Here is a 25,406-nt window from a genome sequence, read left to right on the forward strand (position 1 = left end):
CCGGCGTGCTCAGCCCGCGGCGGCCGGAAGGGTGACTTCGAAACGGCACCCTCCGGGAACGTTGCGCACCTCCGCACTGCCCGCGTGGGCCTCGACGATGCCCCTGACGATCGCGAGACCCAGACCCGCGCCCGCGGGCGGGGTGCGTGCCTCGGTGCCGCGCCAGCCGGTGTCGAAGACCCGGGGCAGGTCCTCGTCCCGGATGCCTCCGCAGCCGTCGGTGACGGACAGGACGACGGCGCCGTCGCGCCGCTCGGCGGCCACCGCCACCGTGCCGTCGGGCGGGGTGTGGCGGATGGCGTTGACGAGAAGGTTGGCGAGGACGCGGGTCATCTCCTTGCCGTCCACTTCGACGGGCACCGCCTGGACCGTTTCTCCCACCAGGCGTACGCCGTGCTCGCGGGCCAGCGGGTCGGCGCCGCTGAGCGCGTCACCGACCAGGTCGTAGACGGAGAGGCGGCTCGGAGTGAGGGTGAGCGCGCCGGCGTGGATCCGGGAGAGCTCGAAGAGGTCGGTGACCATGGCGGTGAGGCGTTCGATCTCGGTGCGGATCTGCCGGTGGTAGCGGGCCGGGTCGGTTGCCACGCCGTCCTCCAGCGCCTCCGCCATGGCCCGCAGCCCGGCGAGCGGGGTGCGCAGGTCATGGGAGATCCAGGCGACGAGTTCCCGCCGGGAAGCCTCCAGGGCACGCTCGCGCCGACGTGATGCGTCCAGTTTGGCGCTTGTCGCGGCCAGTTCGCGGGTGAGGGCGGCGAGCTCGGCGGTGGCGGCGCCGTCCGGAGCGGAGAATCGGCCTCCGTCGCCGAAGTCCCGCGTCGCCTTCGTCAGGGCGCGACTGCGGGCCACCACCCACCTCCCGAGCAGGAGCGCCGTGGCCAGCGAGACGAGGGCGGCCATGGCGACGACGACGGTCACGACCCACAGGTCGTGGGCGGACAGGAACATCGCCTGGGCGACGGCGAGCGTTCCGGCGAGCATCGCCGTCACGGTGACGGCGGCGACCACGGTCAACGAGACCGCGACCGAGCGGTGGCGTACGAGCCGGAGGACGGCCGCGCCGGCCAGCCCGGCGGAGAGTGCTCCCGCGAGTGCGAAGACGGCGATGAGCAGGATGTCCTTCACGCCGCTTCCTCGTCGCTCTCCGGCTCGAAGCGGTAGCCGACGCCCCACACGGTCCTGACGAACCGGGGCCGGGCCGGATCGTCCTCGATCTTGGCGCGGAGCCGGCGCACGTGGACGGTGACGGTGGACAGGTCGCCGAAGTCCCAGCCCCATACCTCGCGCATCAGTTCCTCTCTGGTGTGCACCGCCCGCGGGTGACCCAGGAAGTACACGAGGAGGTCGAACTCCCGCAGGGTGAGGGCGAGTACCCGTCCTGCCCGGGTGGCGCGGCGGGTCGCGGGATCCACGGTGATGTCCCCGGCCCGAAGCACCGGTCCCGTATCCGCCGGGGCGGCGGTCGTACGCGTCCGCCGCAGCACGGACTCGACCCGCAGGACCAGCTCGCGCGGGCTGAACGGCTTGGTGACGTAGTCGTCCGCGCCCACCTCGAGGCCGGTGATCCGGTCGTCCTCGTCGCCGCGGGCCGTCAGCATGATGACCGCGACAGGCCCGCGGGCACGCAGCCGCCGGCACACCTCGAGACCGTCCAGACCGGGCAGCATCAGATCGAGCACGACCAGATCCGGCCACTGCTGCTCCGCCCACGACAGCGCCTGAAGGCCGTCGGCGGCATGCCCGACGGAGCAGCCCGCCCGCTTCAGATAACTGCCGACCACCTCGGCCACCGTGGGGTCGTCGTCCACCACCAGGATCCGGGCCGGTGCGGTCGGGGCGTCATGCTCGCTCATGGCGCCCACCCTCGCATCCGTGTGCCGCCGACGGCCACGCCCAGGCGGGGGTACGCGGACCGACGTCCGCGTTTCGTAAGGAGTGAAAGGACCTGGAAGGCGCAGGCGATTCCTACGGTGAGACGTGTGACACCCATGACCGCAGATGTCGTCCTCCCCTGCCTCGACGAAGCCGAGGCCCTCCCCTGGGTCCTCGCCAGGATCCCCGCCGGTTGGCGGCCGATCGTCGTCGACAACGGCTCCACCGACGGTTCGGCCGCGCTCGCCGCCGACCTCGGGGCCACCGTCGTGCACGAGCCCCGGCGCGGGTTCGGCGCCGCCTGCCACGCCGGGCTGCTCGCCGCCGAAGCCGAGTTCGTGTGCTTCTGCGACTGCGACGCCTCGCTCGACCCCGCTCTGCTGCCCGGCTTCGTCCGCTCCGTGGCCGAAGGCTCCGCCGACCTGCTCCTCGGCCGCCGTCGCCCCACCGAGCGCGGCGCCTGGCCGGCCCACGCCAGAGCGGGCAACATCGCCCTGTCCTGGCTGCTGAACCGCCGCACCGGGCTACGGCTGCACGATCTCGGACCGATGCGCACGGCCCGCCGCGAAGCCCTCCTGGCGCTGGGCCTCTCGGACCGGCGCAGCGGCTATCCGCTCGAGATGGTGGTGCGGGCCGCCGACGAGGGCTGGCGCGTGCGCGAGGTCGACGTACCGTATCTGCCCAGGGCCGGCCGGTCGAAGGTCACCGGCACCTGGAAGGGCACCTGGCAGGCCGTGAACGACATGAGGCGCGTGCTCGACGAGCCCGTCGCCGCCGGAGGTGGCCGCCCGTGACCACCCTTCTGGTCATCGCGAAGCAGCCGCTGCCCGGCCGCGTCAAGACGCGGCTCACGCCCCCGTTCACCCCGGTGCAGGCGGCCTCCCTCGCCGAGGCGGCCCTCGCGGACACGCTCGCCGCCGCGGCGCGCGTTCCGGCGGACCGGCACGTCCTCGTGCTCGACGGCGAACCGGGGCCGTGGCTGCCGCCCGGTTTCCTCGTCGTCCCCCAGGCGGCGGGCGGGCTCGACGTCCGGCTCGCGGCCGCGTTCGCCGCCTGTGACGGCCCGGCACTCCTCATCGGTATGGACACTCCGCAGATCACCCCGGAGACCCTCGCCCCCGCGCTGTGCTGGGATGTGCACGACGCCTGGTTCGGCCCCGCGGCCGACGGGGGCTTCTGGGCCCTCGGTCTCGCCGTTCCCGATCCCGCCCTGCCGCTCGGTGTTCCGATGTCGAGGTCCGACACCGGAGCGGTGCAGTACGCACGGTTGCGGGCGGCCGGACTGAGGATCGGCTCCCTTCCCGTCCTGCGTGACGTGGACACCGCGCGGGACGCCCGGCACGTCGCGGCCCAGGCTCCGGGCACCCGTTTCGCCGCCCGGCACGCCCGACTGACGACCTCGATGGCGGGGGCGGGCTCGTGACGACGACGGCCTGGCGCTCGGATCCGTACACCGACGCCCTGCGCACCGGACAGGGGCCGCTGTTCCTGCGGCGCGACGACGGCTGGCTGCTGCCCCTGGAGGTCGAGCGATGGTGCGATGCGCCGGACTCCGCGGACCTGTCCGTCCTGGAGCGCTGTGGTCACAGGGTCCTCGACATCGGCTGTGGTCCCGGACGGCTCGTCGCCGCCCTCGCCGCCGACGGGCGACGGGCCCTGGGCATCGACGTCAGCCCGGAGGCGGTGTCCCGTACGGAGAGGGTCGGCGGCACGGCTCTGTGCAGGTCCGTCTTCGAGCCGCTGCCCGAGGAGGGCCGCTGGGACACGGCCCTGCTGATCGACGGGAACATCGGGATCGGAGGCGATCCGGCCGGTCTGCTGCGGCGGCTGCGCCGGATCGTGTCCCGCACCGGTCGTGTCCTGGCCGAGTGCGCGCCCGTCGACGTCGACGAGCGCTGCGAGGTGCGGGTCGACGACGGCCGCGGCGGCCGGGGCGAGCCGTTCCCCTGGGCCCGGGTCGGCGCCCGGGCTCTCTCCGTCCAGGCAGCCGGGGCCGGATGGACCGCGTCCGAGAGCTGGACGGCCGCGGGACGCTCCTTCCTGTCCCTCGTTCCTCAGCCGTCCGTACCGGCCCGCCGCTGAGACCGCTGCCCCCACCGGCGTACGAGACGCGGCAGCACCGCCCCGACGGCCACGGCCGCCAGCACGATCACGAGGTTCCGCCCGTACGGGAGCGGCAGCGCCGACGGGTTGGGCGGCGGGCCGGGCCGTACGAGGAGCGGCAGGGTCACCAGAACCACGCTGCCGGCGATGACCAGCGCTCCGCGCCACAGTCTCCGTCCGGGCCGTCCGGCGATCAGCAGGCCGCCGGCCAGGACCAGCGGGGCGAGCACACCGTCGTGGAGGACGAGCGATCCGGCCAGCCACACCAGCACATCACCCGGCGCCGGTTCGGCGGCCACCAGCCAGGCTCCCAGGCAGATCAGGCCGACACCCAGACCGCCGACCGCGTGGCGCACCATCCGCAGCGGGTTCACAGCACCTCCAGGCGGTGCGCCCACTTGGTCTGAAGGACTCCGGGGCGGTTGGGGGCGATGATCCGGGCGGGGAATCCGTGGTCGAGGGAGAGCCGCTGCCCGTTGAGCGTCAGGGCGAGGAGGGTGAGCGGATCGTCCACGTACTCAGCGCCCATCTCCATCACCCGATAGGCACCACCGACCTCCAGGGAGGTCACCCGCAGCGCGTCCCGGCCCGGCCGCCCGCCGGCTCTCTCCACCAGGTCCCGCACCCGTACCCCGCCCCAGTCCGCGTCGACGCTCCAGCCCTCGACACAGGCGATCGGCAGTCGTGCCCGCGCGGGAGGCATCGCCCGCAGCGCGTCGAGGGAGAGCGTGTAGGGCCGGGGGCCGACGACCTCGAGGCGCCAGCGTCCCAGGCCCTCGGCCGAGACGCCGGCCGCCGCCGCGGTCCGGTTCACCGGCAGCCCCTGGGGCCCGTGGTCGGGGTGGCGGGGCGCGAGCAGGTCGAACGCCTTCAGGGAGGTGACGGACTGGCCGACCGTCGTCAGCGTCACCACACCCACCGCTCCGCCCACGGCGAGAAGCAAGGAGCGGCGATCGGCGTCGGCCTCGGCCGGCAACGCCCGTGTCCCCTTGGAGCGCCTGCTCCAATGGGACCTGATCTCCGGTGCCTTGATCGCGACGTGCAGCAGGATCGAGCCGGTCACGGCCCAGGCGACGGCGAAGTGCGCCGGCACGAAGGAGAACGACCACGGGTACCACTCGACGATGTTGAGCAGCCCGGTCACCACCTCGAAGACGGCCGTGGCCACCAGGACGGCGACGGACAGGCGTTCGAGCGCGTGCCGTACGGACCGGACCGGTGGCCACACGAACAGCCGCGGGTACACCGCCCAGAGCTTGACCAGGAGCAGCACGAGCGCGGCGATGCCGCTGGCGACGTGCAGGCCCTGGGTGAGCCGGTAGCCCCACACCGGCCGGGTGGGCAGACGGTCGGCGAGCCAGCTGGGCGGGTGCTGGAGGTAGTGGCTGACGAGACCGGTCACCAGGCAGACGCCGAAGGCGGCGGCGAGCCACCGGCCGACGGCCGTCGCTGTTCTGGCGTCGTGCAGCCGACCGCTGAACGCCGGTGGCCGCAGCGCGGACACGGCCCGGCTCGGAGGTTTGGGCAGACGAAAGGTCATGCCGTCCATGACACCTCCACGAGACGCCGTGGATAAGGTTCGACACCTTACGGAACGCGAACGCCCCGCCGGGTCGTCTCCCCTCCCGGGCCGGTGCGCTGCCACGCTTCGTACGTGATCCGCAACCGCCCGGTCGTCGTCGCCGCCCTGCTGCTCTCGGCCCTGACCACCCTCCTCACCGTTCTCTTCCACGGGAACGCGCGCGGCGTCGGCTTCCTCGCCGGTTACGCGGGGGCGTGGGCGTTGTTCGCGGCGGCCGTCGTCGTCCTGCGCCGGGTTCCCGGCCCGTCGGTCGTTCCGCTCCTGGTCGCCGGGGCGCTCGCGGTCACCGCCACCGGACTGACGGCGGCACCGGCCACGAGCACGGACTCCTACCGGTACGCGTGGGACGGACGGGTGCAGGCGTCCGGCATCTCCCCGTACGACCACGCACCGGACGACCCGGCACTCGCCGGGCTGCGCGACGGATGGCTCTTCCCCGACACCGAGGCCTGCGCACGCGGGGGAACCGTCCTCGCCCCCCTCGACGGCGGGATGTGCACCCGCATCAACCGGCCCGCGGTCCACACCATCTACCCTCCGACCGCCGAGGCCTGGTTCCTGCTGGTCCACGTCCTGTCACCGGACGGCGCCCGCCACAAAGCCCTGCAGACCGCCGCCGCCCTCCTCGCGCTGGCCGTCACGGGGCTGCTGGTCGTGACCACGCGCCGCCGGGGCGCCCCCCTCTGGGCCGCCGCCCTGTGGGCCTGGTGCCCGGCGGTCCCCGTCGAAGCCGTCAACAACGCCCACGTGGACGTCCTCGCGGTCCTGCTCTCCGTCGCCGCACTGGCCGTCATGGCACGCCGCCGCGCCACCGGGGGAGTACTGCTCGGTCTGGCGATCGCCACGAAGATGCTCCCGGCCCTGCTGGTACCGGGAGCGCTGTCCGGCGCGAGGCGGCCGCGCACGGCCCTGGCGGTCCTGGTCCCGATGACCGTCACCATCGGGGCGCTGTACCTGCCGTACGTCCTGCTCTCCCGGGGATCCGTCCTCGGGTACCTGAGCGGCTACGCCCAGGAGGAGGGGTACGACGACGCGGGCGCGAGCGGCCGGTACGCCCTGCTCCGACTCGTCCTGCCCGACGCGTGGGCGGTGCCCGCCGTCGCTCTCGTCATGACGGCGGTGGCGCTGACGGTCTGGTGGCGCGGAGACCCCGAACGGCCCTGGCGCGGCGCTCTGGTGACCACCGGCACCGCCTTCCTCCTGCTGACCCCCGGCTACTCCTGGTACGCCCTCCTCCTGATCGCGCTCGTCGCCCTCGACGGCCGCTGGGAGTGGCTGGGCGTGGCACTCGCCGGCGCCACCGCCTACCTCGCGGCACCCCTGGTCGGGTACGGGGTGGCCACCACCGCCTACGGGGTCGCGGCGGTCGCGGTCGGTGCGGGCTGGTGGACACGACGACGCCCGGACGGTCCGGGGCCCGGTCCGGGACGGCCACGACCGCGCCGGGAACGGGCCGCTCCCACCTTGGACGGCCGTTGACGCCTACCGCTGTTCCCACTCGGTCCGGGTGATTTCGTACTCGACCTCACCGTGTTCGGAGCCCTCGATCGCCTCCGTCCAGTCACCGGTGAAGCTCCGGACGAAGGACAGGCCCGACTTCTCCATGACGCGACGGGAACGCGTGTTGACGGCCATCGTGTTCGCCGTGACGCGCTCGACCCCCAGGTCCGTGAACCCCTTGTGGATCAGTGCCCGGGACCCCTCGGTGGCGTAGCCGTGGCCCCAGGCCGCCTGGTTCAGGCGGTAGCCGAGTTCGACCACGGCGGGGTCGTGCTCGTCCAGCGGCCGGAGTTCGAACCAGCCCAGGAACGTGCCGGTGGCCTTCTCCCGCGCGGCCCAGTAGCCGCGGGTCTTCCAGCACGGGTAGTCGTGCAGGAGCCGCGGCATGACCCGCGTCTCGATCGCCGCACGGCTGGTGGGGCGACCTCCGTTGATGAAGCGCATGACCTCGGGGTCGTTGTCCAGGGCGAGCAGGTGGCCGGTGTCGGCCGTCGTGAACGCGCGCAGGGCGAGCCGGTCGGTCTCCAGGAAGTCGGACATGCCGCGATCTTCACCCCGGTCCGGCCGGGCCCGCCACCGGATTTCCGACCGATGACCGTTGCCTCTTCGCGAAACGGGGTAGAAACCGCAAAAGGGTGCTGTTTGCTCAGAGGAGCGGCACCTGCCGGGAGAGTGCCATGGACCTATGGCTGGTCTGGTTGATCGTCGCAGGGGCGCTGGCGGTGGCGGAGATCTTCACCCTCACCGCCGCGCTCGGGATCCTCGGCGTCGCCGCGGCGGTCACGGCGGGAACCGCCGCCCTGGGGCTCCCGCCGCCCTTGCAGCTCGTGACCTTCACCGCGCTGGCCGTGATCAGCCTGCTGTTCGTGCGTCCCGTCGCCGTGCGCCACCTGCTCAGGCCTCAGGCCGAGCGATTCGGCGTGGACGCGTTGGTGGGCCGCCCCGCTCACGTCGTCTCGGAAGTGACCGGCCTGGGCGGCCGGGTCCGCATCGGCGGCGAGGAGTGGACGGCTCGCGCCTACGACGAGACGCTGGTGATACCTCCGGGGGCGACCGTCGACGTCATGGAAATCGATGGCGCCACCGCCGTCGTCTACCCCCGGGAGTGAGTCATGGACGTGCCGGGACTGCTCATAGCCGGTCTGATCCTCGCGGCGCTCGCCGTGTTCACGGTGGTGAGGGCGGTACGCATCGTGCCGCAGGCGCGGGCCCGCAACGTCGAACGCCTCGGCCGCTACCGGCGCACGCTGCGGCCCGGGCTCAATCTCGTCATCCCCTACGTCGACCGCGTCTATCCGGTGATCGACCTGAGGGAACAGGTGGTCTCGTTCAGGCCGCAGCCGGTCATCACCGAGGACAACCTGGTCGTCGAGATCGACACCGTGCTGTACTTCCAGGTCACCGATCCACGAGCGGCAGCCTACGAGATCGCCGACTTCCTGCAGGGCGTCGAACAGCTGACCGTCACCACCCTGCGCAACGTCGTGGGCTCGATGGACCTGGAGAAGACCCTGACCTCCCGTGACACCATCAACAACCAGCTCCGTGGGGTGCTCGACGAGGCGACGGGCAAATGGGGGCTGAGAGTCAACCGCGTGGAGATCAAGGCCATCGACCCTCCGCAGTCCATCAAGGACGCGATGGAGAAGCAGATGCGAGCCGAGCGGGACAAGCGGGCGGCGATTCTCGGGGCCGAGGGGCAACGGCAGTCGCAGATCCTGACCGCCGAGGGAGACAAGCAGGCCGCCGTGCTCCGGGCCGAGGGCAACCGCACGGCCGAGATCCTCAAGGCCGAGGGGCAGGCCCGGGCCGTCGACGAGGTCTTCCAGGCCGTGCACCGCAACGACCCCGACCCCAAGCTCCTCGCCTACCAGTACATGCAGATGCTGCCGCAGCTGGCCCAGGGCGCGGGCAGCACCTTCTGGGTGATCCCCAGCGAGGTCACCTCCGCGCTGCAAGGGGTGTCCCGCGCCTTCAACGAGGCACTGCCCCAGTCTCCGGCCACCCGGGACACGTCCGCGGAGGACAGGGCCGCCTCCCAGGCGGCCGACGACGCGGCGCAGGCCGCGGAAGCCGCCGCCGAGGCACTCGCCGACGCGGCAGAAGCCGATACCGGCCCCCACCCCTTCACCGCCGGCCGTCAGGTAACGCAAGGACCGGAGGACGGGTAGGGGCACCCGCCGGCGCCCTGGCCGGAAGGCAGGACCTACACCACTCTCGCGCCCCGGCCACGTGGACCGCCGTACGCGAGCTGAGGGAACCGGGCAGCGCGGGAAACGCGCGGGAGCCCGCCTCTCTTACGGGGCACGTCGCACGTGTACGGGTTCCAGCCGTCGCAGACCCCTGCCACCTGGTCGGACCCGTACAGCCGTGCCCCCGCTCACACCCGCGGGGGCGCGGGATGAGAGGGTCTTGCGGTGAGTGAGACACCGACGAACACCCTGCAATACCGCGTTGACGGGCGAGACGACGCTCCGGTCCTGGTCATGGGATCCTCCCTCGGGACCACATGGCACATGTGGGACCGGCAGATACCCGAGCTCACCCGGGACTGGCGGGTCGTGCGATTCGACCTTCCCGGGCATGGCGGCGCGCCCGCCGTTCCCTTCACCTCCGTGGCCGAGCTCGGCGACCGGCTCCTCGCCACCCTCGACGCCATCGGCGTCCAGCGCTTCGGCTACGCCGGGTGCTCCCTCGGCGGCGCCGTAGGCCTGGACCTGGCCCTGCGTGCGCCCCACCGGGTCGCCTCCCTCGCCCTGGTCGCCGCCTCGCCGCGGTTCGGGAGCGCCGACGAGTTCCGCCAGCGCGGTGTCATCGTCCGCACCAACGGCCTGGAGCCGATGGCCCGCGCCGCCCCCGAGCAGTGGTTCACCTCGGTGTTCGCCGGTGCGCAGCCCGCGATCGTCGACTGGGCCGTGCAGATGGTCCGGACCACCGACCCGGTCTGCTACACCGCCGCCTGCGAGGCCCTCGCCGGCTTCGACGTACGGGAGGCCCTGGACCGGATCACCATCCCGGCCCTCGTCCTCGTCGGTTCCGAGGACCAGGTCACCGGCCCCGCCGAGGCCAGGACGCTGGTCGCCGGGATCGCCGACGCACGTCTCGCCGTCGTCCCCGGCGCCTCGCACCTCGCGCCCGTCGAGCAGCCGGCCGCCGTCACCGATCTGCTCCTCGACCACTTCGCCGGTGCCGCCCCTGACACCAGCGGCACGCTGACCGTGCCGCCCCTGCCCGCGACCCCGGTGCCGGTGGCCCAGCCCGCGCCGGCGGACGAGGTCGCGGCCGGCCGTCCCGACCCGTACGACAAGGGGCTCGGGCTGCGCCGCGAGGTCCTCGGCGACGCCCATGTGGACCAGGCCCTCGCCGACGACCCCGACGGAGCCTTCCAGGAGCTCGTCACCCGCTATGCCTGGGGCGAGGTCTGGAGCCGTGAGGGTCTCGACCGGCGGACCCGCAGCGTCGTCACCCTCACCGCGCTCATCGCCGGAGGCCACCGCGAGGCCCTCGCCGACCACACCCGGGCCGCCCTCCGCAACGGCCTCTCACCCGAGGAGCTGCGGGAGATCGTGCTCCACGCGGGCGTGTACTGCGGCTTCCCCGCCGCCGAGAGCGCGCTCCGCGTGGTGGCTCGCGTCGTCGCCGAGGAGACCACGCCCCCGGCGTAGCCTGGGCCTGTGAAGCTGACGAAGAAGTCCCACGCCTGCGTGCGGCTGGAGAAGGACGGGCGGACGCTCGTCCTCGACCCCGGCATGTTCACGGAGGAGGACGCGGTCCTCGGGGCCGACGCCCTCCTCGTCACGCACGAGCACCCCGACCACTTCGACGAGGGCCGCCTGCGTGCGGCCCTCGAGGCCGACCCGTCCGCCGAGATCTGGACGCTGCGGAGCGTCGCCGACCAGCTCTCGGCGGCCTTTCCCGGGAGGGTGCACACCGTCGGGCACGGCGACACCTTCACGGCGGCCGGGTTCGACGTCCAGGTGCACGGCGAGCTGCACGCGGTGATCCACCCGGACATCCCGCGCATCACCAACGTCGGCTTCCTCGTCGACGGCGCCGTCTTCCACCCCGGCGACGCGCTCACCGTGCCCGACCGGCCCGTGGACACCCTGCTGCTCCCCGTCATGGCCCCGTGGAACAAGATCTCCGAGGTCATCGACTACGTCCGCGAGGTCAAGCCGCGCCGGGCCTACGACATCCACGACGCCCTGCTCACCGACCTCGCCCGGCCCATCTACGACCGCCAGATCGGCGCCCTCGGCGGCACCGACCACGAGCGGCTCGCCCCCGGCGCGTCCACCACCGTGTAGGGCCCGGCCGGGCGCCGATTGTCGGACCCCCCACGTAGGCTTGCGCACATGCGCATCGCCACCTGGAACGTCAATTCGATCACCGCCCGGCTGCCACGGCTCCTGGCCTGGCTGGAGAGCAGCGGCACGGACGTGCTGTGCGTCCAGGAGACCAAGTGCACGGCCGAGCAGTTCCCCACCGAGGAGCTGCGTGCCCTGGGGTACGAGTCCGTGGTCAACGCCACGGGCCGGTGGAACGGCGTGGCACTGCTCTCCCGTGTCGGCCTCGCGGACGTGGTCATGGGCCTGCCCGGCGGCCCCGACTACGAGGGGGTCGAGGAGCCCCGGGCGATCTCCGCGACCTGCGGCCCGGTCCGCGTCTGGTCGGTGTACGTGCCGAACGGCCGGGAGGTGGCCCACGCGCACTACGCGTACAAGCTGCGCTGGCTTGAGGCCCTGAAGGCGGCCGTCGCGGACGACGCGGCGGCGGAGCGCCCCTTCGCCGTCCTCGGCGACTACAACATCGCGCCGACCGACGACGACGTCTGGGACATGGCGGTCTTCGAGGGCGCCACCCACGTGACGGAGCCGGAGCGGGCCGCGCTCGCCGGTCTGCGCGAGGCCGGTCTCGCCGATGTGGTCCCGCGCCCCCTCAAGTACGACCACCCCTACACGTACTGGGACTACCGCCAGCTCTGCTTCCCCAAGAACAAGGGCATGCGCATCGACCTGGTCTACGGCAACAAGCCCTTTGCCGAAGCGGTCACGGACAGCTATGTGGACCGCGAGGAGCGCAAGGGCAAGGGCGCGTCGGACCACGCGCCCGTCGTGGTCGACCTCGATGTGTAGGGCGTGTCCCGGCGGTGCCACCACCGCGGCTGCCGTCACCACCGCTGCCGCGGCCCCGCGTCGATAACGATCTCAGCGCGCCGGGTGGTCGACCGGCAGGTGGCAGTGCGACGCTGTTCTGATGAACATCCCGTTTCTCGACAACTGGCGCAAGCGGCATGAACCCGAGCCGGCCGACTCCCCGCTGGTCGCGGCCTTCGACCGCGACCCCGAGGGAGTCGGCGAGCTGCTCGCCGAATGCGAGCTGCTGCGTGCCCGTGTCGCGGAGGCCGGGGTGGCTCTCGACGACACCCCCCGCTCCCTTCAGGAGCTGGACCAGCTGCCGCCCCGCTGGCGTGACGACCCGGAGGAGCTGCCCTGGATCGGGAACGACGCCGGCCTCTACCTCGGCACCGTCATCGTCCGGAACGTGCCGGGTGCCCGCTGGCAGGTCCAGCCCGGCGGCGGCCCGGTGGTACAGCTCGCCTCCGGCCGGGAGATCCAGGTCGTCGAGGCCGGTCTCGACTGGGCGATGACGGGCTCGCCGGAGCTCTCCCAGGTGTACGCGGAGTCCGCCGAGCACTGAGCCGCCCGGCACCCGGAGCTGCCGCCGCCGCCATTCGTCGTACACCGGCGCCACCCTTACGCAGTAAATACGGCTTTTTCCGTTTTCATGCGTGTCGGGTGTGAAGTCCCTTTCTCCGTCGATAGTTTGCGCTGACTCGACACCGCTGAGAAATGGGGCAGGGCAGCGTATGGCCGTCGTCGATCCGCTGATCGAACTGCGTGGCGTCAACAAACACTACGGCACGTTGCACGTCCTCCAGTCCATCGATCTCACCGTCGGCCGGGGGGAGGTGGTCGTCGTCATCGGCCCGTCCGGCTCCGGCAAGTCCACCCTCTGCCGGGCGATGAACCGACTGGAGCGCGTCGAGTCGGGCGAGATCGTCATCGACGGGCAGCCGCTCCCGGAGGAGGGCAAGGCGCTCGCCCGGCTGCGGGCCGAGGTCGGGATGGTCTTCCAGTCCTTCAACCTCTTCGCGCACAAGACCGTCCTCGCCAACGTCTCCCTCGCGCAGATCAAGGTCCGCAAGCGCAAAAAGGACGAGGCCGACCGGCGTTCCCGCGAACTCCTCGACCGGGTCGGACTCGCCGCGCACGCCGACAAGTACCCGGCCCAGCTCTCCGGCGGCCAGCAGCAGCGCGTGGCCATCGCCCGCGCCCTCGCGATGGACCCCAAGGCGCTCCTCTTCGACGAGCCCACCTCGGCCCTCGACCCCGAGATGATCAACGAGGTCCTCGAGGTCATGCAGCAACTCGCCCAGGAGGGCATGACGATGGTGGTCGTCACCCACGAGATGGGCTTCGCCCGGTCCGCCGCCAACCGGGTCGTCTTCATGGCCGACGGGAAGATCGTCGAGGACCGCGCGCCGGAGGACTTCTTCACCGCCCCGCGCAGCGAACGCGCCAAGGACTTCCTCTCCAAGATCCTCAAGCACTGAGCGGAACGGGAACCATGCAGCGTACGCACCGGACCCCGGTCGCTCTCGCCCTGCTGCTCGCCCTGACGGCGGCACTCGGCGGCTGCGGCAGGGAGGGCAGCCCGCCCGTCAAGGGTCCTCAGCCCGACCAACTCCCCGTCTACCAGGTCAGGACGGGCTTCACCCTGCCCGGCTCCGGCACCTGGAACCGGGCGAAGAAGCGCGGCCGGCTCGTCGTCGGCGCCAAGGAGGACCAGCCCTACATGGGCGAGAAGGACCCGGCCACCGGCCGCTACTCGGGCTTCGACATCGAGATCGCCAAGATGATGGCGGCCTCCCTCGGCTTCGACCCGGCCGGCATCGACTTCCGTACGATCGCCTCGGCCAACCGCGAGACCGCCCTGCAGAACGGCCAGATCGACTACTACGTCGGCACGTACACCATCAACGACAACCGCAAGAAGCTCGTCGGCTTCGCCGGGCCCTACTACCAGGCCGGCCAGTCCCTCCTGGTCCGCACCGACGAGAACGACATCAAGGGCCCCCAGGACCTGGCGGGCAAGCGGGTCTGCTCGGCCGCGGGCTCCACCCCGTACCAGCGGATCGAGAAGGACTACCCGAAGGCCGAACTCGTCGCCTACGACACGTACTCCGCCTGCGTGGACAATCTGCTCACCTACCAGGTCGACGCCGTCACCACCGACGACACGATCCTCATGGGCTACGCCGCGAAGGTCCCCGACGAACTCAAGGTCGTCGGAAAGCCGTTCTCGAAGGAGCCGTACGGCATCGGCGTCCCGCGCGGCGACAACGCGCTGCGCTTCGCCCTCGACGACGCCATCGCCGCCCACGAGAAGAACGGCGACTGGAAGAGGGCGTACGACGCCACCCTCGGTCTCTCCGGGGTCCCCGCCCCGAAACCGCCCGCCATCGACCGCTACCCGGCGAGCTGACCCGGAGGAGCCCCCACATGGAGTCACTGGCATGGACGTCCTGACCGACAACTTCTCGCTCTACGGCAAGGGATTCCTCGGCACCGTCGAACTCACCGTCTACGCCTCGGCGCTGGCCCTCGTCCTCGGCTTCGTCATGGCCTCGTTCCGGGTCGCGCCCGTCGGCTCCTTCCGGGTCTTCGGCACGGTCTGGGTCGCCGTCCTGCGCAACACCCCGCTCACCCTGCTCTTCTTCGCGGTCATGCTGGGCCTGCCCCGCTTCGGACTCGTGCTGCCCTTCGAGCTGTTCGCCGTCCTCGCGCTCGGCTGCTACACCTCGGCCTTCATCTGCGAGGCGCTCCGCTCCGGCATCAACACCGTGCCGCGCGGACAGGGCGAGGCCGCCCGCAGCCTCGGTATGACCTTCACCCAGACGCTCGGCACGGTCGTCCTCCCGCAGGCCTTCCGCACGGTCATCCCGCCGATCGGCTCCACCCTGATCGCCCTCGCCAAGAACTCGGCCATCGCCGGGGCCTTCAGCGTCACCGAACTCCTCGGCACCTACAAGACCTTGAGCGAACTCGGCTACAACATCGTCTGGACCTTCGTCTGGATCGCCGCCGGATACCTGATCATCACCCTCACCATCAGCGCCCTCTTCCACATCCTGGAGAAGCGCTGGGGAGTCGCCCGATGACCGAGTCCACCGCCCTCTACGACATCCCCGGACCGCACGCCCGGCGCCGTCACCTCCTCTACGGCCTCGTGTCCAGCGTGCTGATCCTCGCCCTGGCCGGCTGGATCCTCTATCTCCTGTTCGACAACGACCAGTTCACCTCCACGAAGTGGTCGCCGTTCGCGTACGAGGGCATCCAGGAGCTGCTGCTCGAAGGGCTCGGCAACACCCTCAAGGCCTTCGCCTACGCCTCGGTGCTCTCGCTGGCCCTCGGCGCGCTGCTCGCCACCGGACGCCTCTCCGAACACCGGGCACTGCGCTGGATCTCGACGCTGCTCATCGAGTTCTTCCGCGCCATGCCCGTCCTCGTGATGATCTTCTTCATCTTCGTGGCGCTCAAGGTCCAGGCGCTGCCCGCGCTCGTCGCCGGACTGACCCTCTACAACGGTTCCGTGCTCGCGGAGGTCTTCCGCACCGGCATCCACGCCGTCGCGCGCGGCCAGGGCGAGGCGGCGTACGCGCTGGGCATGCGCAAGACACAGGTCATGACGTACGTCCTGGTGCCGCAGGCGGTCCGCGCGATGCTGCCGGCCATCATCAGCCAGCTCGTGGTCGCGCTCAAGGACACCTCGCTCGGCTTCCTCATCACCTATGAGGAGTTCCTGCACGCGGGCAAGCTGATCGCCTCGAATCTCGACTACGACCTGCCGTTCATCCCCGTCGTGCTCGTCATCTCGCCGATCTACATCGGGATGTGCATGCTGCTGTCCTGGTTCGCCACCTGGGTGGCGCGCAAGGAGCGCCGCAACCCGAAGACGAAGGCCGTGGACGTCGCTCCGGCCGAACCACAGACGCTGCTGCCGGGACAGCAGTAGCGGCGAGGAGCCGCACCCGCCCGGCAGCAGCCGGTGATCACTCCTGCCGCAGCGGTACCGACACGTACGACGGGTCGGCCGCCGGGGAGGAGAAGGTCAGCTGCGCGCCGGTCGGGTTGTGCTCGATGTAGAGCGGGTCGACGGTGTCGACGACCAGGGCGAGCCGGTGCCCGGCCGGTACGTCGTACGCCGTGGAGAACAGCTCCAGGTCGAGTGCGAAGGGCTGCCCCGGCGTCCGGTCGTGGAAGGTGTACGGGGCATTGCTGACGAGCTTGCCGACGCCGAGCGGGCCCACGTCGTAGAGGTACGCGACGAGGGTGCCGCTCTCCTTGCTGGAGGCGACCGTGGTGTGCACCTTCACCGTGCCGCGCACCCGCTGCGGGGTGTCGTACCGCTCCGACTGCCAGACGCCGGCGAAGGCGCGGGGGAGGAGGGGGACGGAGACGACGGGCGGGGTGCGGAGGAACTGGTCGAGGGCGTTGGTGAGCAGGGTGATGCCGCCGTTGGCGCCGGAGTCGACGTTCGCCCAGATCCGCTGCGTACCGTCGAGGTCGAACTTCCGCTGGTTCGCGTGGACGGACTTCCAGTCGGGGTAGCCCTCGTAGCCGTCGGCGGACCGCGACTTGAGCTGGACCGGCTGCTCGCGGTCGATGCCGTTGTCGACGCCCTTGAGGTGGCGGTCGAACCAGCGGTGGGCGCTGGTCCAGGTGTCGTTGGGGAGCCCGAACAGGCCGGTGGCCTCGGCGGTGGCGTGGTCGCCGGGGCGGAACTCCAGGCGCTTGGGGCCGGTGAGCTTCTCGAAGAAGCTCGCGTACTGGTTGGGCGGGAAGATGGTGTCGCCCCAGGCGTTGCCGAGCATGATCGCGGCGCCGTTGGCGTTGATCCGGTCCAGGTGGGTGGCGGGGGACCGGGTGCGGCCCCAGGCGATCATCTCGTCCTCCTTGTCGAGGTTCGACGAGAGGAAGTCGCCGAGGACCTCCTTCAGTTCGGGCCCGGGGCGTCCCGTGAGGTATCCGGCGCCGCCGAGCAGGGCGGCGGCCTGGAGGTGCTGGGTGCGGCCGCTGTAGATGGACTCGATGAGGTCGGCCCAGCCGCTGAGCGCGGCGACGGCCTTGATCCGGGGGTCGTGGGCGGCGGCGAGGAGGCTGATCCCGGCGCCGTACGAGACACCCGCCATGCCCACGTGCGCGGGGTCGGAGGGCGTGTTCGCGAGGGCCCAGTCGATCACCTTCGAGGCGTCGGCGACGTCCTTCGGACCGGCGGTCTCGATCTCCCCGCCGGACTGCCAGAAGCCGCGCGAGTTGTAGCTCACCACGACGTAACCGGAGTCGGCGAGCTTCTTGGCCTGGGCGAGGTACTCGATCTGGGGCATGGCCCAGCTGGTGGGGAGCACGATCAGGGGATGGCGGCCGCCGCCGGCGGGGGCGATCACGTTCGCCTTGAGGACGGTGCCGCCCTCCCCGGCGATGTCGACGAAGCGGATGCCGGTGTCGGTGCTCGCTCCGGTCTCTCCGGCCTGGGCGGCGGGCGCGAGCCCGAGGGCCGTACCGGCCACGAGAGCGGCCGAGACGGCGAGGGCCAGGGATGTGCGCACGGGTCACTCCTCACTGGGGGCACTGTGGGGTCAGTGCGTGCACCGCTGGGGGGCGGTGCTGGGGCAGTCATGGGGGGCAGTGAAAGTGACCCGACGGTAACCGGAGCGGCTTACCCGTGGTAACTGGTCAGTAAGTTACGTGCCGGTAACGATTGGGGTGAGGGGCCTTCCCGGACCGTGCGATCAGCCCTGCGGCGGCCGCCCCCGGCCTGTCATGATGGTGCCGTTCTCACCTCTGAAGGGCAGTCGGCGGGAGGCGCGGTGACGGAACCGAGCGACGGACCCGACGTACCCGATGTGTCCGACCGGCCTGACGTGCGCGTCGTATCCGATGTGTCCGGCAGTCCCGACGTATCCGATGCGTCCGAGAGTCCCGGTGTACTCGACGTATCCGATGTGTCCGGCAGTCCCGACGTGCCCGACGTCTTCGATCCGCGGATCTACGCCACCGGCATCCCCCACGACCGCTTCCGCGCTCTGCGCGACCTCGCGCCCGTCGCCCGTCAGGAGGAGCCCGAGATCCTGGGATGGCCCGCAGGGCCAGGGTTCTGGGCCGTCACCCGGCACGCCGACGTCACCCGCGTGCTCAAGGACGCGGGGACGTACTCCTCCTGTCTCGGTGCCACCCAGATCCGCGACGCCGACCCCGCCGACCTGCCCTTCATCCGGCGCATGATGCTCAATCAGGATCCTCCGGACCACGGCCGGTTGCGGCGGCTTGTCAGCCGGGCCTTCACCCCGAGGCGGATCGAGCGCTTCGGAATCACCGCGCGGGAACGGGCGCGGGCCCTGATCGGTGCGGCAGTCGCGGACGGTGGCGAGGTGGACCTCGTCCGGGCCGTCACCGACGACTACGCGCTGCTCAACCTGACCGACCTGCTCGGCGTGCCCGCGAGTGACCGGGGGCTCCTCCACACCTGGACCGAACGGGTCATCGCCTACCAGGACCCGGACGAGCCCCCGGCCCTGGACGCCGAGGGGCGGCCGGTCAACCCCCGCTCGCCAGCCATGCTCGCCGAGATGTTCTCCTACGCCCAGGAGCTGGCCGCGTACAAGCGCGCGCACCCCGCCGACGACGTCATGACCTCCCTCGCCACCTCCGAGCTCGCCGACGCCGAGCTGGAGATGTTCTTCTTCCTGCTGACCGTCGCCGGCAACGACACGGTCCGCAGCGCCGCCCCGGGCGGACTCCTCGCGCTCGCCGAACACCCGGACGAGCAGCGGAGGTTCTGGGAGGGGGACGTCTCCCTGGACACGGCGGTGGACGAACTCCTGCGTGTGCACCCGCCCGTCCTGTCGTTCCGACGCACCGCGGCCCGGGACACCGAGCTGGCCGGCCAGGCGATCCGGCGCGGCGACAAGGTCGTCGTCTTCCACGCCTCCGCCAACCACGACGAGCGCGTCTTCCCCGACCCGCACCGCCTCGACCTCGGCCGGACCCCGAACCCTCACGTCTCCTTCGGCGACGGCCCGCACGTCTGCCTGGGCGCTCACTTCGCCAGGCTTCAGCTCCGGCTGCTCCACGAGGAGACGCGCCGGGCCTGCGACGGCCTGGAACTCGCCGGACCGCCCCGGCGCCTCGTCTCCAACTTCATCAACGGAATCAAGTCGCTGCCGGTGCGGCTGCGGGAGCCGTCCGCGCCTCGCGGGTGACATCGGCCACCAGCTCCGCCACATCGGGGCCGTACGCCCGCGAGTTGACCACCTTCAGAAGGAGCGCGAAGGAGCCGTCCGACCCGTATGTGCCGGCCAGCGCCTTGTGGTGGCGGGCCAGATACCGCGCCGCGGCCTGATTGGTGACAGCGGCCTGGCCGCAGATCAGGAACACCGGCCGGCCACCCTCACCACGGGTGAGGCGTGCGAGGACGACGTACTCCCTGACGCCCCACTCCGGACGGTAGGCCTCGCCCGCCACGGTGATCATCCCCCGGTCCTCGCGCGGCTCCTGCTCGACGTTCATCGTGAGTCCCGGCAGCAGGTTCGGCAGATGGGCCGCCATGCGCCGATTGGAGTAGGGGCCGCCGATGCAGAACTCGGCTATCTCGCCGAGTCCCTGCCGGGCCGTGTCGTGCTGCACGATACGGGGCCGCGCCCCGCAGTCCTTGACCAGCGCCGACAGTTCGAGCAGCGCCGAGACGTCGGTGGCGTGCACGCCGCGCTCGCTGCCGGCCAGACGGTTCACCACGAGCAGGCACTCCGCACCGGAGGGCAGCCCGAAGAACGCCTGCTTCCGGCGGAGCCCGCGCCGCCAGAGGTACGTACGGGCCAGCCAGCCCAAGGAGGCGCTGACCCCGGTCGCCAGGACTCCCAGCACGATGTTGCGCACGTCTTCGTTCATGGGCGCGCATGCTAGCGGCGAACCGGTTCCTTGTTCGAGGCGGTCCTGACGGAACGGGGCGGGGGAAGTTACGCTGCGCGGACGGTTGTTGACTGGAGGTAGGGAATGCGTCGTTCCGTCGCTGGGAAGGTCTCCGTTCTCGCCGTCGCGGCGACGGTGCTCTCGATGGGCGCCGCCCCGCCCACGGCCCGGCCGGCCACCCCGCCGCCACCGGTCAAGGAGCCCGTCGCCGTCGGATACGGGGGTGCTGTCGCCAGTGTCGACGCCGACGCGTCGGCCGCCGGGGTCGAGGTGCTCCGCGAGGGCGGCAACGCCGTGGACGCCGCCGTCGCCGTCGCGGCCGCGCTCGGCGTCACCGAGCCCTACTCGGCGGGCATCGGTGGTGGCGGCTACTTCGTCTACTACGACGCGAAGAGCCGTACGGTGCACACCGTCGACGGGCGCGAGACCGCGCCCCGCTCCGCCGACACGAACCTCTTCGTGGAGAACGGCAAGCCCATCCCCTTCGAGGAGGGCATGACCAGCGGCCTCGGCGTCGGCACCCCCGGCACCCCCGCGACCTGGAAGAGCGCTCTCGACGCCTGGGGCAGCAAGCGGCTCGGGGCGCTCCTCGAACCCGCCGAGCGGCTGGCCCGTGAGGGCTTCACCGTCGACCCCACGTTCCGCGCCCAGACCGCCTCCAACGAGGCACGGTTCCGTGACTTCCCGGCCTCGTCGGACCTCTTCCTGCCCGGCGGGCAGCTGCCGGTCGTCGGGTCCGTCTTCAAGAACCCCGACCTGGCCCGTACGTACGAGACGCTCGGCCGTGAGGGCGTCGGCGCCCTCTACCGGGGCCCGCTCGCCCGGGACATCGTGAACACCGTCCGTACGCCTCCGGTCCGCGAAGGCGCCACCCGGAAAGTCCGCGCGGGCGACCTGACGACCCGTGACCTCGCCGCGTACGAGACTGAGTTCCGGCGGCCCACGAAGGTCTCGTACCGGGGGCTCGACGTCTATGGCATGGCCCCCTCCTCCTCCGGCGGTACGAGCGTCGGCGAGGCGCTCAACATCCTGGAGGGCACCGACCTCGCGGACGCCTCCCAGGCCCGCTATCTGCACCGGTTCATCGAGGCCAGCCGGATCGCCTTCGCCGACCGGGGCCGCTGGGTCGGCGACCCGGCCTTCGAGCGGGTGCCGACGCGCGGACTGCTCTCCCAGCGGTACGCCGACTCCCGCGCCTGCCTGATCCGCGACGACGCCGTCCTGACCAGCCCGCTCGCGCCCGGCGACCCCCGCGACCCGGCGCCGTGCGCCAGCGGCGGCACGGCGGCCCCGACCACGTACGAGGGGGAGAACACCACCCACCTCACGGTGGCGGACAAGTGGGGCAACGTCGTCGCGTACACGCTCACCATCGAGTCCACCGGCGGCAGCGGCATCACCGTGCCCGGCCGGGGCTTCCTGCTCAACAACGAGTTGACCGACTTCTCCTTCGCCCCCGCCAACCCGGCCGTGCACGACCCCAACCTGCCGGGACCCGGCAAGCGGCCGCGCTCCTCGATCTCCCCGACGATCGTCCTCGACCCGCACGACCGGCCGGTCCTCGCCCTTGGTTCGCCGGGCGGCGCGACCATCATCACGACGGTCCTGCAGACCCTCACCGGGGTCGTCGACCGGGGTCTGCCGCTCGTCGAGGCCATCGCCGCGCCGCGCGCCAGCCAGCGCAACCAGGCGACCACCGAACTCGAACCCGCGCTCTGGAACAGTCCGCTCCGGGCGGAGCTCGAAGGGATCGGGCACGGTTTCCGGCAGAACCCGGAGATCGGCGCCGCCACCGGCGTCCAACGCCTGCCGGACGGCCGCTGGGTGGCCGCCGCGGAGACGGTCCGCAGGGGCGGCGGTTCGGCGATGGTGGTCCGGCCGGCGGGGCCGTAGGTCACCGGCGGCTGACGTCCCCGCTCGGGCGGCGGGGACGTGGGCGACCGGCGGCTGACGCCCCCCGCTCGGGCGGTGAGTGCTACAGCGCCGTCAGCACGCGTGGGCCCTCGTCCGTGATCGCGACCGTGTGCTCCGCGTGGGCCGCGCGCGAGCCGTCGGACGTGCGGATCGTCCAGCCGTCGGCCGCCGTGTAGTGGTCGTCCGTGCCTCCCCCGATGAGCATCGGTTCGATCGCGAGCACCATCCCGTGGCGCAGTTTCATGCCCCGGCCCGGGCGTCCCTCGTTGGGGACGCCCGGGTCCTCGTGCATCGTGCGGCCGATCCCGTGACCGCCGAAGCCGTCCGGGATGCCGTACCCGGCGGCGCGGCAGACCCGGCCGACGGCATGGGCGATGTCGCCGATGCGGTTGCCGACGACGGCCGCCGCGATGCCCGCGGCCAGGGCCTCCTCCGCCGCGGCGATCAGCCGGGTGTCCTCCGGCCGGGCCGGGCCGACCGTGAAGCTGACGGCCGAGTCGCCCGCCCAGCCGCCCAACAGGGCGCCGCAGTCCGCGGAGACCAGGTCCCCCGGGGCCAGCCGGGTTCCGTCCGGGATGCCGTGCACGATGGCGTCGTTGACGGAGAGGCACACCACCGCCGGGAACGGCACGGGTGCCCACTCCGGGCGGTACCCGAGGAAGGGCGATCCGGCGCCCGCCTCGGCCAGGACCTCCCGCGCGGCCAGGTCGAGGTCGGCCAGGGTGACCCCGGGCGCCGCCTTCTCCCGTACGGCCGCGAGGGCGCGCGCCACCACCCGCCCCGACTCGCGCATGGCCGCCAGGTTCTCGTTCGTCTTGATCTCCACCATTCCAATTACTATACCGGTATTAGAATGGTGGCATGGTGCGCACACCCCTGACCCCCGAAGAGCGCGAGCGCGGCGAGCGCCTCGGCCTGTTCCTGCGCGAGGCGCGCGGCGAGCGGTCCATGGTCGAGATCGCCTCGGCGGCCGGTCTGTCCGCCGAGACCCTCCGCAAGATCGAGACCGGCCGGGCCCCGACCCCGGCGTTCTTCACCGTCGCGGCCCTCGCCCGGGTCCTCGGCCTCTCCATGGACGAGCTGGTCGTCCGGTGCGCGCTCGTGCCCGTCTGAGCGCCGTCACCGCCCAGACGGAGACCGCCGCGCGGGCCGGTCACCCGGTGGCCCCGAACCGGATGCGCGTCCCGGGGCCCTCGGTGGGCCCCGGCCGAGCCGGCCGCCGTCGCCCCCGAGCGCTTCCGCCACCCCGGCGTCCTCGTCGGAGGCGTGCAGCCGGCGGTCGTGCGCCGCCGTGTCGCCGCACGTCGAGGTCGCCCTCAACCATCTCGCAGGGCGGATGGGCATGAAGCTCCCGCAGACCGCGAAGCTCGCCCTGGGCCGGCGGCCGGGCGGCATGCATGACCTCTTCGTCGCCCGGGAGACCCTGACCCACGCGTCCAACCCGGCCCCGGCATAGGCTCGCGGGCATGATGCCCGAGGAGCTGCGGCGCGGCCGCTACGCCAGCCTGACCACGTACCGGAAGAACGGCACGGGCGTCGCGACGCCCGTCTGGTACGCGGTGGACGGCGCCGAACTGTACGTCTGGACCCGCACCGACTCCTGGAAGGTCAAGCGCCTGCGCAACGACCCGCGGGTCGAGGTCGCCGTCTGCGACCTGCGCGGCAACGTCGCCGAGGGTGCCCGGCGCGTCGCCGGCGAGGGGCGGCTCGTGGAGGGGGAGGAGCTGCGCCGGATCCGGCGCCTGCTCGCGCGCAAGTACACCTGGCAGTTCTGGCTGACCGACGTGCCGGCCACGCTCGCCCGCCTCGGGAAGCGCCCGCACACCGGGATCGTCGTGCGCTTCGGGTGAGACGTGCGCTTCGGGTGGGACGTGCGCTGTGGGAGAGCTGAGACGCGCGCTTCGGCCGGGACACGCGCTTCGGGTGAGACGCGCGCTTCCGGTGAATTGCGCGGCAAGGCACCCGTAGGAAAACGGTCCGTAGTCGTCCCGTAACACGACTGCGGTCCAATACCCGCGGACCGGAAGGTTCCAGTCGACCGCGGGGCAGGTGCGTGACGCATGACGGTGTATCAACTGCCGGCTGAAATACTGGCGTTCACTCGCTGGCTGACGGAGCTCGTGGGTCGCATCACGCCGGGCGGCGGCTGGTACGGCGTCTTCGCCGAGCGCGACCCGGAGGGGCTGCGCGCCTGCTTCGACGGGACGGAGATCCTGCCGTGGGACGTCGTCGAGTCCCTGCTCCAGGACGCCGGCGAACCCGCCGAAGGGCCGCTCGCCCTGCGGGGCAGGACGCTGTACGCGGCCGCCGCCGGCGCCCACGACCGGCGCCCCGGGGGAGCGGAGGCGCTCGCCGAGCGCAGGGAACTCATGGAACGCGAACGCCGGTACGCCGACTCCCGCGCCCGCGAACTGGACGACCGGCTCCGCGCGGCCGCGGCCCAGGATCCGGAGGAGACGGCCCGCCTGGCGCACGACCTCGCCTGGACCCGCGACGACCACGCGAGGGCGACGGCTCGCGTCAGGGACCTGACGGCCCGCCTGGAGCGCCTGGGGGAGGGGAGCCCGCTCGGGAAGGCACCGGACTCGGCCCCCGACCTCACCTCCGCCGGAGATTCCCCCTCCCGCCCCGGCAGAGCCAAGCGGCGGCCCCGGGGCGCCCGGTACGCCTGGCTGGAGGGGGCCGAGGAGCAGGGACCGGTGGCCGCGCCCGAGACCGTACTGCCGACCGGGGGAGCGGCGCCCCGGGGAGCCCGCTTCGGCGGCGGGCCCGCCGCACCCGACCGGATGCCCGGCCCGGTGCGGGGCCCTGACGCGGCCCCCGCAGAGGACCTCGCGGAGGACCCCGCCGAGGCTGCCCGCGCCGCGGCCAACGCGGTCTACGCCCTGCGGCGGCTCCGCGCCCAGGGCCGTAGCGGCGAGGCCCACGCCCTGCTCTGCGAGGCGCTCAACGGGCCGCCCGACCGGCTGCCCGTCCTCGCCGGGGAACTCCACCGCGCCGGACTCGGGGCCGACTGGTCGATCCTGCTCTGGGAGGCCGCCTCGCTGACGCCCGGCCGGCTCGCCGCCGTCGCCGGAGCGCTGGCCGACGCGGGCCGGACCCCCGACTGCGAGCAGCTCCTGCGCCAGGGCGTGGCGCGCCCGGTCGAGGAGCTCGCGGGCGCGTGCGCCGCCCTGCGCGCGGAGGGCCACCACCGTGAGGCCGGTGCGCTGCTCGCCGCGTTCGTGCGGGTCCGCACCCCAGAGGACGCGGCGCGGCTCGCGGTCGAGGACCCGCGCGAGCTGCTCCCCGGGCTCCTCGAAGCGGCCAGAGCGGTGTCGGCGACCCGTGAGCGCGAACTGCTTCACGCCCTGCGCGTGGCGGGTGTCGCCGGCGCCTGACGGGGAGGGCGGCAGGGGCGGGACCCC

Annotated in this window: 28 protein-coding genes; 20 read left to right on the top strand and 8 right to left on the bottom strand. The window is 72.3% G+C overall.

Annotated elements, in window-relative coordinates:
• Window positions 1-9 precede the first annotated feature (9 nt).
• Both ACFVYX_RS03610 and ACFVYX_RS03615 read right to left on the bottom strand, forming a co-directional pair.
• A complete protein-coding gene (locus ACFVYX_RS03610) occupies window positions 10-1,122 on the bottom strand; it encodes a sensor histidine kinase (protein ID WP_389679646.1) in 1,113 nt (370 codons plus the stop codon).
• Window positions 1,119-1,850 carry a response regulator transcription factor gene (locus tag ACFVYX_RS03615; protein ID WP_389679647.1) on the bottom strand — a complete coding sequence of 244 codons (732 nt, stop codon included), beginning with the start codon at window positions 1,848-1,850 and terminating at the stop codon, window positions 1,119-1,121. Before ACFVYX_RS03615 ends, ACFVYX_RS03610 begins: the two co-directional genes overlap by 4 nt.
• A gap of 135 nt (window positions 1,851-1,985) precedes the next feature.
• Here ACFVYX_RS03615 and ACFVYX_RS03620 point away from each other — a divergent pair, with 135 nt between their 5' ends.
• The 3 genes from ACFVYX_RS03620 to ACFVYX_RS03630 are packed head-to-tail and all read left to right on the top strand — an operon-like array spanning window position 1,986 to window position 3,951.
• Window positions 1,986-2,663: a glycosyltransferase family 2 protein gene (locus ACFVYX_RS03620; protein WP_389679648.1), complete on the top strand. Its 678-nt coding sequence runs from the start codon at window positions 1,986-1,988 to the stop codon at window positions 2,661-2,663.
• Window positions 2,660-3,292: a DUF2064 domain-containing protein gene (locus tag ACFVYX_RS03625; protein ID WP_389679649.1), complete on the top strand. Its 633-nt coding sequence runs from the start codon at window positions 2,660-2,662 to the stop codon at window positions 3,290-3,292. The genes ACFVYX_RS03620 and ACFVYX_RS03625 overlap by 4 nt, the downstream gene beginning before the upstream one ends.
• On the top strand, window positions 3,289-3,951 hold the full coding sequence (locus ACFVYX_RS03630; protein WP_389679650.1) for a class I SAM-dependent methyltransferase: 663 nt from the start codon (window positions 3,289-3,291) through the stop codon (window positions 3,949-3,951). The genes ACFVYX_RS03625 and ACFVYX_RS03630 overlap by 4 nt, the downstream gene beginning before the upstream one ends.
• On the opposite strand, the gene ACFVYX_RS03635 is transcribed toward ACFVYX_RS03630, so the two are convergent.
• Window positions 3,924-4,346, bottom strand: coding sequence for a hypothetical protein (locus tag ACFVYX_RS03635; protein ID WP_389679651.1), 423 nt, complete (start codon window positions 4,344-4,346; stop codon window positions 3,924-3,926). The two genes, ACFVYX_RS03630 and ACFVYX_RS03635, sit on opposite strands and share 28 nt — an antisense overlap.
• The gene (locus ACFVYX_RS03640; RefSeq protein WP_389679652.1) at window positions 4,343-5,512 is read right to left on the bottom strand and encodes a molybdopterin-dependent oxidoreductase; all 1,170 of its coding nucleotides are present in this window, start codon (window positions 5,510-5,512) and stop codon (window positions 4,343-4,345) included. The genes ACFVYX_RS03635 and ACFVYX_RS03640 overlap by 4 nt, the downstream gene beginning before the upstream one ends.
• Before the next feature lie 114 nt (window positions 5,513-5,626).
• Between ACFVYX_RS03640 and ACFVYX_RS03645 the strand changes: the two genes are divergently transcribed.
• On the top strand, window positions 5,627-7,033 hold the full coding sequence (locus ACFVYX_RS03645) for a glycosyltransferase 87 family protein (RefSeq protein ID WP_389679653.1): 1,407 nt from the start codon (window positions 5,627-5,629) through the stop codon (window positions 7,031-7,033).
• Window positions 7,034-7,036: 3 nt separating this feature from the next.
• Here the strand turns inward: ACFVYX_RS03645 and ACFVYX_RS03650 are convergent, their stop codons facing one another.
• Window positions 7,037-7,594, bottom strand: coding sequence for a GNAT family N-acetyltransferase (locus ACFVYX_RS03650; RefSeq protein WP_389679654.1), 558 nt, complete (start codon window positions 7,592-7,594; stop codon window positions 7,037-7,039).
• A gap of 137 nt (window positions 7,595-7,731) precedes the next feature.
• On the opposite strand from ACFVYX_RS03650, the gene ACFVYX_RS03655 reads away from it, so the two are divergent.
• The 10 genes from ACFVYX_RS03655 to ACFVYX_RS03700 all read left to right on the top strand — a co-directional run bounded on the left by ACFVYX_RS03655 (window position 7,732) and on the right by ACFVYX_RS03700 (window position 16,132).
• Window positions 7,732-8,163, top strand: a complete 432-nt coding sequence (locus tag ACFVYX_RS03655; protein ID WP_389679655.1) for an NfeD family protein — start codon at window positions 7,732-7,734, stop codon at window positions 8,161-8,163.
• 3 nt (window positions 8,164-8,166) lie between these two features.
• Window positions 8,167-9,225: an SPFH domain-containing protein gene (locus tag ACFVYX_RS03660; protein ID WP_389679656.1), complete on the top strand. Its 1,059-nt coding sequence runs from the start codon at window positions 8,167-8,169 to the stop codon at window positions 9,223-9,225.
• A 246-nt stretch (window positions 9,226-9,471) separates the two neighbouring features.
• A complete protein-coding gene (locus ACFVYX_RS03665; RefSeq protein WP_389679657.1) occupies window positions 9,472-10,719 on the top strand; it encodes an alpha/beta fold hydrolase in 1,248 nt (415 codons plus the stop codon).
• Between the two features lie 9 nt (window positions 10,720-10,728).
• The gene (locus tag ACFVYX_RS03670; RefSeq protein WP_389679658.1) at window positions 10,729-11,361 is read left to right on the top strand and encodes an MBL fold metallo-hydrolase; all 633 of its coding nucleotides are present in this window, start codon (window positions 10,729-10,731) and stop codon (window positions 11,359-11,361) included.
• A gap of 48 nt (window positions 11,362-11,409) precedes the next feature.
• On the top strand, window positions 11,410-12,189 hold the full coding sequence (locus tag ACFVYX_RS03675; protein ID WP_389679659.1) for an exodeoxyribonuclease III: 780 nt from the start codon (window positions 11,410-11,412) through the stop codon (window positions 12,187-12,189).
• A 121-nt stretch (window positions 12,190-12,310) separates the two neighbouring features.
• Window positions 12,311-12,754, top strand: coding sequence for a DUF6278 family protein (locus tag ACFVYX_RS03680; RefSeq protein ID WP_389679660.1), 444 nt, complete (start codon window positions 12,311-12,313; stop codon window positions 12,752-12,754).
• Window positions 12,755-12,923: 169 nt separating this feature from the next.
• On the top strand, window positions 12,924-13,670 hold the full coding sequence (locus ACFVYX_RS03685) for an amino acid ABC transporter ATP-binding protein (protein WP_389679661.1): 747 nt from the start codon (window positions 12,924-12,926) through the stop codon (window positions 13,668-13,670).
• A gap of 14 nt (window positions 13,671-13,684) precedes the next feature.
• Window positions 13,685-14,602 (top strand): glutamate ABC transporter substrate-binding protein, encoded by a 918-nt coding sequence (locus tag ACFVYX_RS03690; protein WP_389679662.1) that lies wholly within the window; start codon window positions 13,685-13,687, stop codon window positions 14,600-14,602.
• Between the two features lie 31 nt (window positions 14,603-14,633).
• Window positions 14,634-15,278 carry an amino acid ABC transporter permease gene (locus ACFVYX_RS03695; RefSeq protein ID WP_389679663.1) on the top strand — a complete coding sequence of 215 codons (645 nt, stop codon included), beginning with the start codon at window positions 14,634-14,636 and terminating at the stop codon, window positions 15,276-15,278.
• Window positions 15,275-16,132, top strand: a complete 858-nt coding sequence (locus ACFVYX_RS03700) for an amino acid ABC transporter permease (protein WP_389679664.1) — start codon at window positions 15,275-15,277, stop codon at window positions 16,130-16,132. The genes ACFVYX_RS03695 and ACFVYX_RS03700 overlap by 4 nt, the downstream gene beginning before the upstream one ends.
• 37 nt (window positions 16,133-16,169) lie before the next feature.
• Here ACFVYX_RS03700 and ACFVYX_RS03705 read toward each other — a convergent pair whose 3' ends face one another.
• Window positions 16,170-17,726, bottom strand: coding sequence for a CocE/NonD family hydrolase (locus ACFVYX_RS03705; protein ID WP_389679665.1), 1,557 nt, complete (start codon window positions 17,724-17,726; stop codon window positions 16,170-16,172).
• A 396-nt stretch (window positions 17,727-18,122) separates the two neighbouring features.
• Between ACFVYX_RS03705 and ACFVYX_RS03710 the strand changes: the two genes are divergently transcribed.
• Window positions 18,123-19,379 (top strand): cytochrome P450, encoded by a 1,257-nt coding sequence (locus ACFVYX_RS03710; protein ID WP_389679666.1) that lies wholly within the window; start codon window positions 18,123-18,125, stop codon window positions 19,377-19,379.
• Here the strand turns inward: ACFVYX_RS03710 and ACFVYX_RS03715 are convergent.
• Window positions 19,330-20,064, bottom strand: coding sequence for a hypothetical protein (locus ACFVYX_RS03715; RefSeq protein ID WP_389679667.1), 735 nt, complete (start codon window positions 20,062-20,064; stop codon window positions 19,330-19,332). The two genes, ACFVYX_RS03710 and ACFVYX_RS03715, sit on opposite strands and share 50 nt — an antisense overlap.
• A 105-nt stretch (window positions 20,065-20,169) precedes the next feature.
• On the opposite strand from ACFVYX_RS03715, the gene ggt reads away from it, so the two are divergent.
• Window positions 20,170-21,978, top strand: coding sequence for a gamma-glutamyltransferase (gene ggt, locus ACFVYX_RS03720; protein WP_389679668.1), 1,809 nt, complete (start codon window positions 20,170-20,172; stop codon window positions 21,976-21,978).
• An 82-nt stretch (window positions 21,979-22,060) separates the two neighbouring features.
• Here the strand turns inward: ggt and map are convergent, their stop codons facing one another.
• The gene (gene map, locus ACFVYX_RS03725; RefSeq protein ID WP_389679669.1) at window positions 22,061-22,828 is read right to left on the bottom strand and encodes a type I methionyl aminopeptidase; all 768 of its coding nucleotides are present in this window, start codon (window positions 22,826-22,828) and stop codon (window positions 22,061-22,063) included.
• A 32-nt stretch (window positions 22,829-22,860) separates the two neighbouring features.
• Between map and ACFVYX_RS03730 the strand changes: the two genes are divergently transcribed.
• The 4 genes from ACFVYX_RS03730 to ACFVYX_RS03745 all read left to right on the top strand — a co-directional run bounded on the left by ACFVYX_RS03730 (window position 22,861) and on the right by ACFVYX_RS03745 (window position 25,379).
• A complete protein-coding gene (locus tag ACFVYX_RS03730; protein ID WP_389679670.1) occupies window positions 22,861-23,112 on the top strand; it encodes a helix-turn-helix domain-containing protein in 252 nt (83 codons plus the stop codon).
• A gap of 178 nt (window positions 23,113-23,290) precedes the next feature.
• Window positions 23,291-23,455, top strand: a complete 165-nt coding sequence (locus tag ACFVYX_RS03735) for a hypothetical protein (RefSeq protein WP_389679671.1) — start codon at window positions 23,291-23,293, stop codon at window positions 23,453-23,455.
• A 10-nt stretch (window positions 23,456-23,465) separates the two neighbouring features.
• Window positions 23,466-23,849: a PPOX class F420-dependent oxidoreductase gene (locus tag ACFVYX_RS03740; protein ID WP_389679672.1), complete on the top strand. Its 384-nt coding sequence runs from the start codon at window positions 23,466-23,468 to the stop codon at window positions 23,847-23,849.
• A 210-nt stretch (window positions 23,850-24,059) separates the two neighbouring features.
• On the top strand, window positions 24,060-25,379 hold the full coding sequence (locus ACFVYX_RS03745; protein ID WP_389679673.1) for a UL36 very large tegument protein: 1,320 nt from the start codon (window positions 24,060-24,062) through the stop codon (window positions 25,377-25,379).
• Window positions 25,380-25,406: the final 27 nt, after the last annotated feature.

Source organism: Streptomyces sp. NPDC058326 (assembly GCF_042879855.1).
Taxonomy (GTDB): Bacteria; Actinomycetota; Actinomycetes; order Streptomycetales; family Streptomycetaceae; genus Streptomyces.